At 63.6% G+C, this 13,567-nt stretch carries 12 protein-coding genes and 1 pseudogene; 9 read left to right on the top strand and 4 right to left on the bottom strand.

Going from position 1 to position 13,567, the window contains the following annotated elements; translation table 11 throughout:
- Positions 1–60: 60 nt before the first annotated feature.
- Both recA and alaS read left to right on the top strand, forming a co-directional pair.
- Positions 61–1,161: a recombinase RecA gene (recA, locus tag X741_RS162435; RefSeq protein WP_013895892.1), complete on the top strand. Its 1,101-nt coding sequence runs from the start codon at positions 61–63 to the stop codon at positions 1,159–1,161.
- 263 nt (positions 1,162–1,424) lie between these two features.
- Positions 1,425–4,186 (top strand): annotated as a pseudogene (alaS, locus tag X741_RS01000000166175) (alanine--tRNA ligase).
- Positions 4,187–4,417: 231 nt separating this feature from the next.
- Here alaS and X741_RS162440 read toward each other — a convergent pair.
- Together X741_RS162440 and X741_RS162445 are read right to left on the bottom strand one after the other, a co-directional pair.
- Positions 4,418–5,044: a glutathione S-transferase family protein gene (locus X741_RS162440; RefSeq protein WP_023776289.1), complete on the bottom strand. Its 627-nt coding sequence runs from the start codon at positions 5,042–5,044 to the stop codon at positions 4,418–4,420.
- Between the two features lie 68 nt (positions 5,045–5,112).
- Entirely contained in the window at positions 5,113–6,324 is a 1,212-nt protein-coding gene (locus tag X741_RS162445) for an NADP-dependent isocitrate dehydrogenase (RefSeq protein WP_013895889.1), read from the bottom strand.
- 216 nt (positions 6,325–6,540) lie between these two features.
- Between X741_RS162445 and X741_RS162450 the strand changes: the two genes are divergently transcribed.
- Entirely contained in the window at positions 6,541–7,458 is a 918-nt protein-coding gene (locus X741_RS162450; protein ID WP_023776287.1) for an RNA methyltransferase, read from the top strand.
- A complete protein-coding gene (murI, locus tag X741_RS162455; protein ID WP_023776286.1) occupies positions 7,451–8,278 on the top strand; it encodes a glutamate racemase in 828 nt (275 codons plus the stop codon). Before X741_RS162450 ends, murI begins: the two co-directional genes overlap by 8 nt.
- Here the strand turns inward: murI and X741_RS162460 are convergent.
- On the bottom strand, positions 8,248–9,627 hold the full coding sequence (locus X741_RS162460) for an RNB domain-containing ribonuclease (RefSeq protein WP_023776285.1): 1,380 nt from the start codon (positions 9,625–9,627) through the stop codon (positions 8,248–8,250). The two genes, murI and X741_RS162460, sit on opposite strands and share 31 nt — an antisense overlap.
- A gap of 112 nt (positions 9,628–9,739) precedes the next feature.
- On the opposite strand from X741_RS162460, the gene X741_RS162465 reads away from it, so the two are divergent.
- The gene (locus tag X741_RS162465; protein WP_013895885.1) at positions 9,740–9,928 is read left to right on the top strand and encodes a DUF3008 family protein; all 189 of its coding nucleotides are present in this window, start codon (positions 9,740–9,742) and stop codon (positions 9,926–9,928) included.
- A gap of 73 nt (positions 9,929–10,001) precedes the next feature.
- On the opposite strand, the gene X741_RS162470 is transcribed toward X741_RS162465, so the two are convergent.
- Entirely contained in the window at positions 10,002–10,199 is a 198-nt protein-coding gene (locus X741_RS162470) for a hypothetical protein (RefSeq protein ID WP_023776284.1), read from the bottom strand.
- Between the two features lie 376 nt (positions 10,200–10,575).
- Between X741_RS162470 and rpsD the strand changes: the two genes are divergently transcribed.
- The 4 genes from rpsD to X741_RS1000000170725 all read left to right on the top strand — a co-directional run bounded on the left by rpsD (position 10,576) and on the right by X741_RS1000000170725 (position 13,505).
- The gene (rpsD, locus tag X741_RS162475) at positions 10,576–11,193 is read left to right on the top strand and encodes a 30S ribosomal protein S4 (protein WP_023759539.1); all 618 of its coding nucleotides are present in this window, start codon (positions 10,576–10,578) and stop codon (positions 11,191–11,193) included.
- Between the two features lie 133 nt (positions 11,194–11,326).
- Positions 11,327–12,208 carry a tRNA 2-thiocytidine(32) synthetase TtcA gene (gene ttcA, locus X741_RS162480; RefSeq protein ID WP_023776283.1) on the top strand — a complete coding sequence of 294 codons (882 nt, stop codon included), beginning with the start codon at positions 11,327–11,329 and terminating at the stop codon, positions 12,206–12,208.
- Positions 12,198–13,025 carry an inositol monophosphatase family protein gene (locus X741_RS162485; protein ID WP_023776282.1) on the top strand — a complete coding sequence of 276 codons (828 nt, stop codon included), beginning with the start codon at positions 12,198–12,200 and terminating at the stop codon, positions 13,023–13,025. Before ttcA ends, X741_RS162485 begins: the two co-directional genes overlap by 11 nt.
- 246 nt (positions 13,026–13,271) lie before the next feature.
- A complete protein-coding gene (locus tag X741_RS1000000170725) occupies positions 13,272–13,505 on the top strand; it encodes a hypothetical protein (RefSeq protein ID WP_245272641.1) in 234 nt (77 codons plus the stop codon).
- Positions 13,506–13,567 lie beyond the last annotated feature (62 nt).

Here is a 13,567-nt window from a genome sequence, read left to right as displayed (position 1 = left end):
ACAAAATGGTAGGGATTACGGATTGTCCGGCCTTCATTGACGACCAAGGGGTGATGTATCATGGCTCAGAATTCTTTGCGGCTTGTAGAGGATAAGGCAGTGGACAAATCAAAGGCTCTGGATGCGGCGCTGTCGCAAATCGAGCGGGCTTTCGGCAAGGGCTCGATCATGCGGCTCGGCGCGAACGAGCAGGTCGTCGAGATCGAGACGGTGCCAACGGGCTCGCTCGGCCTCGACATCGCGCTTGGCGTCGGTGGCCTGCCGCGCGGCCGCATCATCGAGATCTACGGGCCGGAAAGCTCGGGCAAGACGACGCTGGCGCTGCACACGGTGGCCGAAGCCCAGAAGAAGGGCGGCATCTGCGCCTTCGTCGATGCCGAGCATGCGCTCGATCCGGTCTACGCCCGCAAGCTTGGCGTCGATCTCGAAAACCTCCTGATCTCGCAGCCCGACACTGGCGAGCAGGCGCTGGAAATCTGCGACACGCTGGTGCGTTCCGGCGCCATCGACGTGCTGGTGGTCGATTCGGTCGCGGCGCTGACGCCACGCGCCGAAATCGAGGGCGAGATGGGCGATTCGCTGCCCGGTCTGCAGGCGCGTCTGATGAGCCAGGCGCTGCGCAAGCTCACCGCCTCGATCTCGCGCTCCAACACCATGGTCATCTTCATCAACCAGATCCGCATGAAGATCGGCGTCATGTTCGGTTCGCCCGAAACCACCACTGGCGGCAATGCGCTGAAGTTCTACGCCTCGGTGCGCCTCGACATCCGCCGCATCGGTTCGGTCAAGGACCGTGACGAGGTCGTCGGCAACCAGACCCGCGTCAAGGTGGTCAAGAACAAGCTGGCGCCGCCCTTCAAGGTGGTCGAGTTCGACATCATGTACGGTGAAGGCGTGTCCAAGACCGGCGAACTGGTCGATCTCGGCGTCAAGGCCGGCGTGGTCGAGAAATCGGGCGCCTGGTTCTCTTACAATTCGCAGCGTCTCGGCCAGGGCCGCGAAAATGCAAAACTGTTCCTGCGCGACAATCCCGATACGGCGCGTGAGATCGAACTGGCGCTGCGGCAGAATGCCGGGCTGATCGCCGAGAAATTCCTCGAAAATGGTGGCTCTGAGGGCAATGGCGACGACGGTTTCGAGGATGAAGCCGGCGCGATGTAGGCTAATGGCCGGAGTTCGGCCATAATTCCTGCCTATGATCCAATGCTTATGTAATCGAGTTCTTTAGTACCGCGTCCAAAACCGCCGGCCTTCGAGCCGGCGGTTTTTGTTTTTGGGCTGCCGGCAAGCTGGTGGATTGGACCCAATTCCGTGTTTCTGGACAGGGTGAAGCGTGCCCGCTAAAAGGCCCAATCTATCTCTGCAAAAAGCAGAGCCCATTTCCGCCGGGTTGCCGGCGGTTTTCGCGAAAAAAGGCAGCAGTCATGAGTGGCGTGAACGAAATCCGGTCGACATTCCTCGACTATTTCCGCAGGGAGGGCCACGAGGTCGTCGCCTCGAGCCCGCTCGTGCCGCGCAACGACCCGACATTGATGTTCACCAATGCCGGCATGGTGCAGTTCAAGAACGTCTTCACCGGCCTGGAGAAGCGGCCCTATTCGCGCGCCACGACTGCTCAGAAGAGCGTTCGCGCCGGCGGCAAGCACAACGACCTCGACAATGTCGGCTATACCGCGCGCCACCTGACCTTCTTCGAGATGCTCGGTAATTTCTCGTTCGGCGATTATTTCAAGGAACGCGCCATCGAACTTGCCTGGAACCTGATCACCAAGGAGTTCGGGCTGAAGAAGGACAAGCTGCTGGTCACCGTCTATCACACCGACGATGAGGCCGCCGGCTTCTGGAAGAAGATCGCCGGTTTTTCGGACGACCGCATCATCCGCATCCCGACCTCGGACAATTTCTGGGCGATGGGCGACACCGGTCCATGCGGCCCGTGCTCGGAAATCTTCATCGATCGCGGCGAGCATATCTGGGGCGGTCCTCCCGGCAGCCCCGAAGAAGATGGCGACCGGTTCCTCGAATTCTGGAACCTGGTTTTCATGCAATATGAACAGGTGACGAAGGAGGAGCGGATCGACCTGCCGCGCCCGTCGATCGACACCGGCATGGGCCTGGAGCGCATGGCGTCCATCCTGCAGGGGGTGGAAAGCGTCTTTGAGACCGACCTGTTCCGGCACCTGATCGACGTGGCGTCCTCCGCGCTCGGGCGCGCTCCCGACGCGGAAACCGTGGCCTCCTACCGCGTCATCGCCGATCACCTGCGCTCGTCCTCCTTCCTGGTCGCCGACGGCGTGCTGCCATCGAACGAAGGCCGCGGCTATGTGTTGCGCCGCATCATGCGCCGCGCCATGCGCCACGCGCAGTTGCTCGGCGCGAACGAGCCGCTGATGTGGAAGCTGGTGCCGGCGCTGGTGCGCGAGATGGGTCAGGCCTATCCCGAACTGCTGCGCGGCGAACAGTTGATCACCGAGACGCTGAAGCTCGAGGAGACGCGCTTCCGCAAGACGCTGGTGCGCGGCCTCGGCCTGCTCTCGGAGGCGACGGAAACTTTGCATGCCGGCGACATGCTGGACGGCGAGACGGCCTTCAAGCTCTACGACACCTACGGCTTCCCGCTGGACCTGACGCAGGACGCGCTGCGCCAACGCAACATCTCGGTCGACCTTGCCGGCTTCACCAATGCGATGGAGCAGCAGAAGGCCGAGGCGCGCAAGCATTGGACCGGATCCGGCGAGGCCGCCACCGAGACGGTATGGTTCTCCGTGCGTGAAAAGACCGGCGCCACCGAGTTCCTCGGCTACGAGACCGAGCAGGCGGAAGGCCTCGTCCAGGCGCTGGTCAAGGACGGCAAGACCGTCGACAGCGCCGGCAAGGGCGACGCCGTTGCGGTGGTCGTCAACCAGACGCCGTTCTATGGCGAGTCCGGCGGTCAGGTGGGCGACACCGGCATCATCTCGGGCGAAGGGTTTTCGATCGAGATCTCCGACACGCAGAAAAAGGCCGACGGGCTGTTCGTGCATCTCGGCAAGGTGGCAAGCGGCACCGTCAAGGTAGGCGCTGCCGTCGAGCTCAAGGTCGACCATGCGCGGCGCACCAGGCTGCGCGCCAACCATTCGGCCACGCATCTGATCCACGAGGCGCTGCGCGAGGTGCTGGGCACCCATGTCGCGCAGAAGGGCTCGCTGGTCGCGCCCGAGCGCCTGCGTTTCGACATCTCGCACAACAAGCCGATTTCACCGGAGGACCTCGAAGAGGTCGAGCGGATGGCCAATGAGATCGTCGTCCAGAACGGCCCGGTGACCACGCGCCTGATGTCCGTCGACGACGCCATCGCCGAGGGCGCCATGGCGCTGTTCGGCGAGAAATACGGTGACGAGGTGCGCGTCGTCTCGATGGGCACCGGTGTGCATGGCGCCAAGGCCAACCGGCCCTATTCGGTCGAACTCTGCGGCGGCACCCATGTCCGGGCGACCGGCGATATCGGCTTGGTGCGTGTCGTGTCGGACAGCGCCGTCGCCGCCGGCGTGCGCCGCATCGAGGCATTGACGGGCGAAGCCGCGCGCAAACATCTCGACGAGCAAGACAGGCGTTTGAAGGCGACGGCAGCCGTGTTGAAGATTTCGCCGGCCGATGTGCCTGCGCGCGTCGAGACGCTGCTCGAAGAGCGCAAGAAGCTCGAGAAGGAATTGACCGAGGCGCGCAAGAAGCTGGCTCTGGGCGGCGGTGCCGCGGCCGGCGCGCCTTCGGAAAACGAGACGGTCGCGGGTGTCGGCTTCCTCGGCAAGACGGTCTCCGGTGTGTCACCGAAGGACCTGAAGCCGCTGGCCGATGCCGGCNGGGTGTCGGCTTCCTCGGCAAGACGGTCTCCGGTGTGTCACCGAAGGACCTGAAGCCGCTGGCCGATGCCGGCAAGACGTCGCTCGGCTCCGGCGTCGTCGTCTTCGTCGGCGCCGGCGAGGACAACAAGGCCAGCGTCGTCGTCGCGGTCACCGACGACCTCGTCGGCCGCTTCAGCGCCGTCGACCTGGTCCGCGTCGCCTCGGCCGCGCTGGGCGGGCAGGGCGGTGGCGGACGGCCGGACATGGCGCAAGCCGGAGGCCCGGATGCTTCCAAGGCCGGCGATGCGATTGCGGCGGNCGGCGATGCGATTGCGGCGGTAAGGGCGGCGCTCGAGGCGGTGTAGGCGAGTGGACTGTTATAGCAACGGTCGGAGGGACAGTGCCCCCCTCTGTCCTGCCGGACATCTCCCCCACGAGTGGGGAGATCGGACGTCGCACCGGCTTTCGCCAATCTCCCACGTGGAAACAACCGCGCCGGAATAGGCGCCCGGCGGACGCTGCCAATCTCCCCCCAAGTGGGGGAGATGTCCGGCAGGACAGAGGGGGGCACTGTCCCGCAGACGTCTCAACACTTGTCAGCCGACTTTTTCAGTCCGAACGAAGCTCGGCCACGCCGCAATGCGCGCATACCAGTCCCGGATATCCGCGAACCGCGCCAGCAGCTGTTGCCCCTCGCTGACCTTGACGAAATAGGCAATGATCGGCGCCGCATGCAGGTCGGCCAGTGTCAGCCGCTCGCCGAGCAACCATGGTCCCTCCGTCGTCAGCGAGGTCAGCACGTTGAGCACCGTCTCCGCCTGCCGCAGCCCGCCGGCGATCAATGCCTCATCCGCCGTTTCCTTCTCCAGCCGCTCGACGGCGACATCCCAGACCATTGACCGGTAGCCATAGGCGTCGAGCATGCCGATGATCTGGCCCATCCTGGCACGGCCGCGCGCGTCGGCAGGCTGCAGCGCCGGTCCATCGAAGGCCTCGTCGACATAGCGCGCGATTGCATTTGTTTCGAACAGCCGAAACCCGTCATGCTCGAAAGCCGGGATGCGGCCGAAAGGATGGTGCTCGAGATACCAGGCTGGGATGCCCTCGGCGGCGAAGATATCGACCGGCACGAGTTCGTGGTCGACGCCTTTCTCCTGCAGCGCCATCCGGGCGATGCGCACATAGACGCTGTAATCCGCGCCGTACAGGATTGGCTTGATCATGCTTTCGCTCTCGGTGGTCTAAAAAGCGAAAGCCCCTTTCGGAGCCTTCGCATCCAGACTGCCGGTATTTACGCCATTGCCTTCTGCAAATTCTCGTCGATCTTGTCGAGGAAGCCGGTGGTCGAGAGCCATGGCTGGTCGGGGCCGATCAAGAGCGACAGGTCCTTGGTCATGAAACCGGACTCGACGGTCTGGATGCAGACCTTCTCCAGCGTGTCGGCAAACCGCTTCAATTCGGCATTGTCGTCGAGCTTGGCACGGTGGGCGAGGCCACGCGTCCAGGCGAAGATCGAGGCGATCGAGTTGGTCGAGGTTTCCTCGCCCTTCTGGTGCTGGCGATAGTGGCGGGTGACGGTGCCGTGCGCGGCTTCGGCTTCCACCGTCTTGCCGTCCGGCGTCATCAGCACCGAGGTCATCAGGCCGAGCGACCCGAAGCCTTGCGCCACCGTGTCGGACTGGACGTCGCCATCGTAGTTCTTGCAGGCCCAGACATAGCCGCCCGACCATTTCAGGGCGGAGGCCACCATGTCGTCGATCAGGCGGTGTTCGTACCACAGCTTCTTCGACTTGAACTCGGCCTCGAATTCGGCCTCGTAGACTTCCTGGAAAATGTCCTTGAAACGGCCGTCATAGGCCTTGAGGATGGTGTTCTTGGTCGACAGGTAGACCGGATAGTTGCGCAGCAGGCCGTAGTTCAGCGAGGCGCGGGCGAACTCGCGGATGGATTCGTCGAGATTGTACATGGCCATGGCGACACCGGCGCCGGGCGCATCGTACACATCGTGCTCGATCACCTGGCCATCCTCGCCGACGAACTTGATGGTCAGCTTGCCCTTGCCGGGGAAGCGAAAATCGGTGGCGCGGTACTGGTCGCCGAAGGCGTGACGGCCGACGATGATCGGCTTGGTCCAGCCGGGCACCAGGCGCGGTACGTTCTTCATGATGATCGGCTCGCGGAAGATCGTGCCGCCGAGGATATTGCGGATGGTGCCGTTCGGCGACTTCCACATCTTCTTCAGCTTGAATTCCTCGACGCGCTGCTCGTCGGGGGTGATCGTCGCGCATTTCACGCCGACACCGTATTTCTTGATGGCGTTGGCCGAATCGATCGTCACCTGGTCGTTGGTGGCGTCGCGATGCTCGACGCCGAGGTCGTAATATTCAAGCTTGAGGTCAAGATAAGGGTGGATCAGCTTGTCCTTGATGAACTGCCAGATGATGCGGGTCATCTCGTCGCCGTCGAGTTCGACGACCGGGTTCGCCACCTTGATCTTCGCCATGGAAAGAATGCCTCGTTGCTGGGATATGGGAAGGCCTTGCCCGTGTGGCGTTCGGCCGGGGGATGCCGCCCGTATATCAAAGCGCTTTTGGCCGCGCAAACGGCGATCGGTCACGAATGCGGGGCTGCCGCCGCGATCATTTGCGAATGCTTCATTTTCGCGGCCGAATATGGCAGGGGACGCTGAAATGCCGCAAACAGCAGTTCATTGACAATCATGCCCATCACCAAAGATCCCGACAAAGCTTCAGCAGCCGGTCCGGCCATCATCCTCGTCGAGCCGCAGCTTGGTGAGAACATCGGCATGGTCGCTCGCGCCATGGCCAATTTCGGCCTCTCCGAGCTGCGCCTGGTCAACCCGCGCGACGGCTGGCCGAGCGAGAAGGCACGCGCGGCCGCCAGCCGTGCCGATCACGTCATCGATGCGGTCAAGGTGTTCGACGATCTCGCCTCGGCCCTTGCCGACCTGAATTTCGTTTTCGCCACCACGGCAAGGCAACGCGATGGCTTCAAGACCGTGCGCGGCCCGGTCGAAGCGGGCAGGGTGCTGCGGGCCCGTCACGGAATGGGTCAGCGCACCGGCATCCTGTTCGGCCGGGAGCGCTTCGGTCTCTACAATGACGAGGTCGGCCTCGCCGACGAGATCGTCACCTTCCCGGTCGATCCCGACTTCTCCTCGCTCAACATCGCCCAGGCCGCACTTCTGATGTCCTATGAGTGGATGAAGTCGGGCCTTGAGGACGAGACCAGGACGAATTTCTCCGGTCCGGACATGAAGCCGGCCAGCAAGGAAGAGCTGCACGGCCTGTTCGCCTATCTCGAAGGCGCGCTCGAGGCACGCGGCTATTTCCGGCCGGCGCCGAAGAAGCCGAAGATGGTCGACAATCTGCGCGCCGTGCTGACGCGCGCCGGCTTTGCCGAGCCGGAGCTGAAAGTGCTGCGCGGCATTATCTCGTCGCTCGACAGGTTCTCACCGGCAATGCCGCGCGGCGATGGTTCGCCGGGCGACGATCCACGGCGGCTTCCGGCAGCCGCGCGCGCCGCCAAGGCAGAGGCCGATCGCCAGGCTCACCGGCCGGCCGGCGACGATGAAGACACGCCGCCGCTCGGCGGCAAGGGAACCGACAATGACTGACCAGCCGATCCTAATGTTCGATTCCGGCGTCGGTGGCCTAACCGTGTTGCGCGAGGCGCGCGTGCTGATGCCGGACCGCCGTTTCGTCTATGTCGCCGACGATGCGGCCTTTCCTTTCGGCGCCTGGGAAGAACCGGCGCTGCGCACGCATATATTGGAACTGTTCGCCAGGCTGCTCGACCGGTTTTCGCCGGTCATTTCGGTCATCGCCTGCAACACCGCCTCGACGCTGGTCATCGATGCGCTGCGCGACAGATTTCCCGGCCACCCCTTTGTCGGCACGGTGCCTGCGGTCAAGCCGGCGGCGGAGCGCACGCGCTCGGGCCTGGTCTCTGTGCTGGCCACGCCGGGTACGGTCAAGCGGCAATACACGCGCGACCTGATCAGCAAATGGGGGCAGAAATGCCATGTCCGTCTGGTCGGCAGCGACAGGCTGGCGGGGCTTGCCGAAGCCTATATGCGCGAGGGCTTCGTCGACGAGGAGGCCGTGCGCGCCGAGATCACCCCCTGTTTCATGGAACAAGACGGGCGCAGGACCGACATCGTCGTGCTGGCCTGCACCCACTATCCATTTCTGGTCAACCGCATGCGCAAGACGGCGCCCTGGCCGGTCGACTGGATCGACCCGGCCGAAGCGATCGCGCGGCGGGCGCTTTCCCTGCTGCCGCCCGTCGATGGGGCGCTCCCGCAAGGCGAGCCTGATATCGCCGTCTTCACCTCGGGCAAGGCGGATTTCGCCGTCAGCCGGCTGATGCAGGGCTTTGGACTGGTGGCGGAAGCGTCTGCCGTTCAGGCAGGTTCGAACACGATGCGGCGTTGATCCGGATCGGCCAGGACCAGCCTTAGCGTTAGGCCGTCACCCTGTCCGAGCCCGGCCGCGTTCAGGTTGGCAACGACAGGCATGTCGGCAAGCTGGACGCGCACGCCGTGGTTGACATCGGTCACGACGGCCTTGAATGTCTCCCCCTCGCGTCCCCTGAGCATCACCGCCTCGGCAAGGTCGATGGCCGCATGGTTGATCTGCGAAGCGCGGGCACCCGCCCGTCCCATCACTTTCGGCAATCTGGTGAACGCATCGGTGACGGCCTGCGGTGCGGGCTGGCCGTTGGCGATTGCCAGCGCGCAGCGCACGACGTAGCGATCGGCCAGTCGCCTGAGCGGCGCGGTTGCATGGGCATAGGTCGCCGCCATCGCCTCGTGCCAGGGGACGACACCTTCCTGATAGGGTTGGTAAGACGCGCCGGGGCTCGCATGGCGGATTTCCAGCATCAGCGCCGCCTGTTGCGGATCGGCCGGGTCAAGGGTTCGCTGGTAGTCGTGCAAGCTGGTGGAGGGCGGCCAGGACAGCCCCAGAGCCAGTGCCGCGTTGCGCAGTCTTTGCACCTTGGAAGCATCCGGCTCCGACATCACACGGAACAACCCGGTATGGTGCGCAAGCATGGCGTCGGCAATCGCCATGTTGGCGGCCAGGGAAAGCGCGGCGTTGTCTTGCTCGGATTGCAGCAGCGGCCTGAACGAAAGCCGGAACGTGCCGTCGGCGAGCCTTTCGACCTCCTGCTCGGGCGGGTCGACGCGGGACGCGCCACGCCGCTTCTCGTTCATCGCCATGCGCTGTGCCATTTCGGCGAAGCCGGCCGGGAGATCGGAGGCCTGCACGCTGTCATAGGCGAGCTTGGCGCGGCTTTGAATGATTGCCCGCTCCGCGCCGTCCAATTTCACCAGACCATCCTCGGCGACCCGAACGGTGAAGACGACCGCCGGGCGCGGTCCATCCGGCAGCAGGCTCGCTGCACCTTCGGCAAGTGCCGGCGGGTAGAGCCCGGCCTTGCCGTCCGGGAGGTAAAGTGTCTCGCCCCGCGTCCAGGCCTCGAGATCGATCGCGTCGCCGTCCTCGACGAACCAGGCTACATCGGCAATCGCATAATGCAGCAGAAGATCGCCGCCGCTCGCCTCGATTGAAAACGCCTGATCAAGATCGGTGGAGCTTGCCGGATCGAGTGTGACGAAGGGGATCGCTGTTCGATCGCTGTGCTGGCTGGGCACGCGTTTGGCCGCCGCCTCCGCTGCGGCCATTACGACTGCCGGAAATCCATCCGGCACGTGGAATCCGGTGCGGATTTTCGCCAAGCCCGTGGAGAGTGCTTGTGAGGGATCGGTCAGTGATTTCATGCCGCCGTCCTACACTGGCGCTCCGGACACGGGAAGGCGGGAACTGAGCCGCTGGCGACGGAACCGCCGCCGAGGCGCGGGCGTTTCTCCTGACAGCAAAGGAGTAACGGCCATGCCAGCCACCTCGAAAGCCCAGCAGAAAGCCGCCGGCGCCGCCCTGTCGGCCAAGCGCGGAGAGACGAAAAAGAGCGAGCTCCAGGGCGCTTCCAAGGGCATGTATAAATCGATGAGCGAAAAGCAGCTTGAGGAATTCGCCGAGACGAAGCGCAAGGGACTGCCGGAGAAGAAATCCAAGGATTGAGCGCTTCGAGCCGGCCTGATCATTGAAAAGGCCAGCGACGGTTCGCTGGCCTTGGATTGTTGCTTGGGCCAGCTTACCAGCGGTGGCAGCGCCTCACCCTCTGTACGATCACCCGGCGGTGGCCATGCCGCCACACCACCCTTTTCTTGACGACAACGCGGCACACCTGCTTGTGCCCGTGCCAATGACGGGCCATCGCCGGCTCCGGCGCAACCGCCATCGACCCGGCCAATACCGCGGCACCGGCCAAGGTAAGGAAGAACTTCTTCATGCTTATTGGACTCCTCTAGCTCCAGTCGCTTCCTGGTGCCGTTGGCGCAAACCTCCCGCCACAACCGGCATCGCATCTACGTCCCGGACGGTATAGGCTTGCGCTACGCTGCGCCACTCACAAGCTTGACACCGGTTAAATCTCGGTTTAACCAGCCGCCAACGCCGGGCAGCGATGTCCGGTGTTTGTTTTGTATGCGCAAGGTCGGCGACCCTGGTTGTTTCTGGTCTTGTTTGAACTGACGTGTCCCGTGGGTTTTCCGCCGCGTTGCGTGGGAAAACCCTGTCAGGTCTCGAAAACGGAGGCCAGAGGAGGGCGCGTTTCCTTCACCCGGACCATGAGGTGCCGGGTGTGTTGTTTTTGAAAAGGGAATGCGATGAGCAAGCGCGAATCCGCGAAATACAAGATCGACCGCCGTCTCGGCGAAAATATCTGGGGCCGCCCGAAGTCCCCGGTCAACAAGCGTGAATACGGCCCCGGCCAGCACGGGCAGCGCCGCAAGGGCAAGCTTTCCGACTTCGGCCTGCAGCTGCGCGCCAAGCAGAAGCTGAAGGGTCACTATGGCGACGTTTCGGAAAAGCAGTTCCGCAAGGTCTATGAAGAGGCGGACCGCCGCAAGGGCGACACCTCGGAGAACCTGATCGGCCTGCTCGAGTCGCGTCTCGACGCGGTCGTCTACCGCGCCAAGTTCGTGCCGACCATTTTCGCCGCCCGTCAGTTCGTCAACCACGGCCACGTCAACGTCAACGGCAAGCGCGTCAACATCGGTTCGTACCGCTGCAAGCCGGGCGACGTCGTCGAAGTGCGTGAAAAGTCGAAGCAGCTGGTGATCGTCCTTGAGGCGGTCGGTCTCGCCGAGCGCGACGTTCCGGACTACATCGAAGCCGATCACAACAAGATGGTCGCGACCTTCTCGCGCATTCCCGGCCTGGCGGACGTTCCGTTCGCCGTGCAGATGGAACCGAACCTGGTCGTCGAATTCTATTCGCGCTAAGCGAACGCTTTTTTGCGATATCGGAAAGGCCGCCCTCGAGGCGGCCTTTTTGTTTCGTGCATCCGCTTTGCCGTTTCGGTTTTCCTGCCGATGCGCTAATCCGGTCGGTAGTTACATACGGGGCCGTCGCGCCATGAACATGCAGCCGGACATCGAAACGCTTGAACCGATCGCCGAGGGCGAAGGTGGTTTCCACCCGCTGTTCGCCGATGTGCCGTCCTCGGTCGAGTTCAACAAGCTGCGCAAGCGGCTGCTGCGGCTGACCCGCCAGGCGATCGAGGATTTCTCGATGGTCAGGCCTGGCGAGCGCTGGCTGGTCGCGCTGTCCGGCGGCAAGGATTCCTACGGCCTGCTTGCCGTGCTGCTGGACCTCAAATGGCGCGGACTGCTGCCGGTCGATTTGCTTGCCTGCAATCTCGACCAGGGCCAGCCGAATTTCCCCAAGCACATCCTGCCGGACTATCTCAACGCCAACGGCATCGCGCATCGGATCGAATACCAGGACACCTATTCCGTCGTCACCGACAAGCTGCCGCAGGGCAGTACCTATTGCTCGCTGTGCTCGCGGCTGCGCCGCGGCCATCTCTACCGGATCGCGCGCGAGGAGGGGTGTTCTGCCTTGGTGCTTGGCCACCACCGCGAGGATATTCTCGAGACCTTCTTCATGAACCTGTTCCACGGCGGCCGCCTCGCCGCCATGCCGCCAAAGCTGCTCAACGACGACGGCGACGTCATGGTGTTGCGGCCGTTGAGCTATTGCGCCGAGATCGACCTCGAAAAATTCGCTGCCGCGATGCGGTTCCCGATCATTCCCTGCGACCTCTGCGGCAGCCAGGAGGGCCTCCAGCGCAACGCCATGAAGGCGATGCTGGACGACATCGAAAAGCGCATGCCTGGCCGCAAGGACACCATGCTGCGTGCGCTCTCCAACACCAGGCCGTCGCATCTGCTGGACCGGAAACTGTTCGATTTTGCTGCCCTCAACGAAACCCCCAGGCAAGCCGATGACATTTGACGATACTGCGATCGACTGGCTGGCCAGCCTGCTGGCTGAAGCAGCCGACACCGAAATCATGCCCCGCTTTCGCCGGCTGGGCGATGGCGACGTCAGGCAGAAGACTTCCGCCGCCGACCTGGTGACCGAAGCGGACGTCAATGCCGAACGGTTGATCACCGTCAGGCTGCGCCAACGCTATCCCGGCGCCATGGTTGTCGGCGAGGAGGCCTGTTCCGACGATCCGGCGCTGCTCGACGGTCTGGGCGACGCCGATCTTGCTTTCGTCATCGACCCGGTCGACGGCACCTTCAACTTCGCCTCCGGCGTACCGCTGTTCGGCGTCATGCTTGGCGTCGTGGTCAAGGGCGAGACGGTCGCCGGCATCATCCACGATCCGGTCGGCAAGGACTGGCTGATCGGCGCCAGAGGTGCCGGCAGCCATATCCGTCATGCGCATGGCACGCTGGAGAAAGTCCGGGTTGCCGCGAGAGCGCCGATCTCTGAGATGACCGGCGCGGTCTCCTGGCAATACATGGCCGAGCCCGACCGCACGCGGCTGGCCCGCAACCAGACCAAGACGCTGTCGCAGTTCAACTACCGCTGTGCCGCCCACGAATACCGCTTGCTGGCCAGCGGCCACGGCCATTTCGTCGTCTACAACAAGCTGATGCCCTGGGATCATCTGGCCGGCGTGTTGATCCATGCCGAGGCGGGCGGCCATGCCGCGCGGTTTGACGGCACGCCCTATCTGCCGTCGCATGTCGGCGGCGGTCTGCTGGTCGCGCCCGACCGGGAAAGCTGGCAGGAATTGCGCCGCGAACTGTGGTCGCAATAGCTCAAATTTCCGCGGGCGGCGTTCGCGCCGCCGGCTTTTACCGGCAAAGAAGTGATGCGGCCACCCGCGAACCCAAAGATCCGGCGAATATGGTGCGCGGTAGTCGCGGCCATCGCCTTGTTTGCGGGCTCCAGTGAGGCCTGGGCACGGCAACGCGGTTGTCGCAGCCCTGATCCCATCGACACCATCGAGGAAATGTCCAAGGCCATCTTCGCGTGTTGGAAGCCGCCGGCTGGAACCGTCGGCATGTCCCTGACATTGCAGTTCTCGCTTCGCCGAAACGGCACACTGATCGGCAAGCCTCGCGCCACCTATTCCGATCTCGGGACTGATGCCCGGCTAAGCCGTGCCTTCGTGGCTTCCATCCTCAAGGCTCTCGATGATGCCTTGCCATTGCCCTTTTCGGACAGCATGGGCGGGGCAATCGCCGGGCGTATGCTGATCCCTCGCTTCACGGCAACTCTTGAAGGTGCCTCCTAAGCGCAGCGGTTTTGGGACAGTTTTATGAGTTGCGGCCTGGACGGCACCTTGTAGATTGGACG

Source organism: Mesorhizobium sp. LNHC221B00 (genome assembly GCF_000502935.1).
Lineage (GTDB): Bacteria > Pseudomonadota > Alphaproteobacteria > Rhizobiales > Rhizobiaceae > Mesorhizobium > Mesorhizobium opportunistum.
The sequence above is the reverse complement of the archived record's forward strand: the minus strand, read 5'-3'. Positions and strand labels throughout refer to the sequence as shown.

Bases quoted from the DNA above. Each gene is read 5' to 3' on its own strand.
- recA (WP_013895892.1), top strand. From the start codon at position 61: ATGGCTCAGAATTCTTTGCGGCTTGTAGAGGATAAGGCAGTGGACAAA.
- X741_RS162440 (WP_023776289.1), bottom strand. From the start codon at position 5,044: ATGATCAAGCCAATCCTGTACGGCGCGGATTACAGCGTCTATGTGCGC.
- X741_RS162445 (WP_013895889.1), bottom strand. From the start codon at position 6,324: ATGGCGAAGATCAAGGTGGCGAACCCGGTCGTCGAACTCGACGGCGAC.
- X741_RS162450 (WP_023776287.1), top strand. From the start codon at position 6,541: ATGCCCATCACCAAAGATCCCGACAAAGCTTCAGCAGCCGGTCCGGCC.
- murI (WP_023776286.1), top strand. From the start codon at position 7,451: ATGACTGACCAGCCGATCCTAATGTTCGATTCCGGCGTCGGTGGCCTA.
- X741_RS162460 (WP_023776285.1), bottom strand. From the start codon at position 9,627: ATGAAATCACTGACCGATCCCTCACAAGCACTCTCCACGGGCTTGGCG.
- X741_RS162465 (WP_013895885.1), top strand. From the start codon at position 9,740: ATGCCAGCCACCTCGAAAGCCCAGCAGAAAGCCGCCGGCGCCGCCCTG.
- X741_RS162470 (WP_023776284.1), bottom strand. From the start codon at position 10,199: ATGAAGAAGTTCTTCCTTACCTTGGCCGGTGCCGCGGTATTGGCCGGG.
- rpsD (WP_023759539.1), top strand. From the start codon at position 10,576: ATGAGCAAGCGCGAATCCGCGAAATACAAGATCGACCGCCGTCTCGGC.
- ttcA (WP_023776283.1), top strand. From the start codon at position 11,327: ATGAACATGCAGCCGGACATCGAAACGCTTGAACCGATCGCCGAGGGC.
- X741_RS162485 (WP_023776282.1), top strand. From the start codon at position 12,198: ATGACATTTGACGATACTGCGATCGACTGGCTGGCCAGCCTGCTGGCT.
- X741_RS1000000170725 (WP_245272641.1), top strand. From the start codon at position 13,272: ATGTCCCTGACATTGCAGTTCTCGCTTCGCCGAAACGGCACACTGATC.